The following is a 1,997-nucleotide window of genomic DNA, read 5'->3' as shown; positions in this document are numbered from 1 at the left end:
ACCGGTCAGCGCCTTACCTGATTGAAGTTGTTCTAATGCTTTATTAAAGTCGAATTCTTGAGTCATAGGTCATTCCTGTTTTTAACAGTTTACTGAAATGACACAGATTTCTAAACACTACCGCTTAATATAATCAGTCAGCATGAATTTGGGATAAATCTCTATGCTGAAGTTTGGAGATGTGATTAGAAGAATTGGTATGTGCATAATTCTACACTTCAAACACTAAAGTGTAGTAGCTCATACTTGAGCTGACTGAATAGAATTAAGAGTTCGACCTAATCCTAATCGTGCACCTCGCTATTCTATAAGCGTCCATTTGTGGAGATGAAAATAAATTTGATTAATTCAAGTACAATGGATTTCGAGACCTTTACACTACCTAACGCTTTAATACGTAATCATTAAATTTGCTCTTATTAAGGTTATAAAAACCCATCAAGTACATTTCTCAAATTCCCAGATAATTCGTTCTGTTTACTCTCTACTTCTTTTATACTTGAATTTATTTGGCTTAAAAAATCGAGAGGCTTCGTCGGCGACTCGTCTTTACCAACAGGAAAGCTAGATACAGGATTTTTCCCGAATCCATGCTCAAGAATAAAAAGTCTTTCTCTTTTTAGAGTATCTAATTGGATATTATACATCGAGAGTTGTGCTGTAATTGCTTGAATTTTTTGCGTTTTTACTTGTTCTTTGAATGAATCGTCCATCGACGAGGACATTTTCCGCATTTCATCTCTTTGTATCCCAACTGAAATCCATAAATAAACGAAAGCGAAGAAGGCAACGACAGGATTAAGTACACCTCCAATATAATCTCCAAACTGCCCCCACTTTTCCTGGCTATCAGAGATAACATAGTTAAAATTAAAAAAGTAAAATATAACTACACCCAGAATAAAAACGCAAACAAACCCTAATCTCACGTAGTCCCAGTTAGTATGTTTTTGTCCCGCAGTTTTAGTGCCCATTTCTTTACTCCTTAAGTCTCACTATCGATTTCTAAAGATCCCATAACTTCTATTTTAAGATATTAGCCGAAATTAGACTGACTGGTCATATTCAGCTCTCCCAACCAAAAGTGCCAGATGGAGTCCAGACTAATCCATCTAAAGCGATTAATATAATTTTGCAGCGCTAATTTCGGCTAATATCTTAAAGCTGAGGCACATCCTCGCTTCCTTCTTGCTCGATTTATTTATTGTCTAAACGTCCGCTTTTAACCTTTTTCTATTGACATGTTTCGAGATAAGCCTGCAAAATTTTGGGCTATTTATGGCGTATTCCGTCGGTAGTTTCTCAATAGAATTTCGTAAATTATTGTAAGTAATTGATTTGGCGCGTTTTATTTTAGTGTGATAAATAACCAGGGGTGTTATGCCGAAATTCGGTCCGCTTTTTCTTAACTCTTTATGAGAAGGTGGTAATCTTAATTGTATGTATTTGTTAAAAAATATGGGAAAATTTCCGAGGTGAGATATTTGGATGTGTGGTTCTTAGGGTCCGCATTTTACTAATGTTAGGTGTAAAAATAATGAAGGAATACTTTTGCTGGCGATGCAAGATGAAAGTTCCCATGCTTAAGGAACACGAATGGGAGACTATCGCACCATTGCTAACAAACCAAATGAAGAGCATTAAAGCCTACCGTGCGGAACATTATGTTGATCTTAAAACAGCAACACAACTAGCGTTCAAACCAGCTACAGATAAATATTTTGAGTTAACAGGATTCAAAGAAACAAACTATGCTGCAATTTGGCATCATAGGTTAAGTAATTTTGGGCCTGAGTGTATTAAGTGCGGACATTTGTTTCGTACACCAAAAGCCTCTTTTTGTGCAAACTGTGGTTTAAAAGCTAGTGAGAACACCTAATCGGGTAGCCGGAGGTATCTAGCCTCCAGCCCCCACACCACCCTGCAAGCGGGTCCGCACAGGGCGGTTCATTTAAATTATCCGTTAGGATAATGAACTTTGATCCATCCAGTTCGTA

2 protein-coding genes are annotated in these 1,997 nt (G+C 37.1%); one reads left to right on the top strand and one right to left on the bottom strand.

Going from position 1 to position 1,997, the window contains the following annotated elements:
• Positions 1-425: 425 nt before the first annotated feature.
• A complete protein-coding gene (locus ACTUJY_RS21050) occupies positions 426-974 on the bottom strand; it encodes a hypothetical protein (RefSeq protein ID WP_463618100.1) in 549 nt (182 codons plus the stop codon).
• A gap of 593 nt (positions 975-1,567) precedes the next feature.
• Between ACTUJY_RS21050 and ACTUJY_RS21045 the strand changes: the two genes are divergently transcribed.
• Positions 1,568-1,879 carry a hypothetical protein gene (locus ACTUJY_RS21045; RefSeq protein ID WP_463618099.1) on the top strand — a complete coding sequence of 104 codons (312 nt, stop codon included), beginning with the start codon at positions 1,568-1,570 and terminating at the stop codon, positions 1,877-1,879.
• Positions 1,880-1,997 lie beyond the last annotated feature (118 nt).

The organism is Pleionea sp. WD8-19, assembly GCF_055326765.1.
This window is presented reverse-complemented; position numbering and strand designations above follow the sequence as displayed.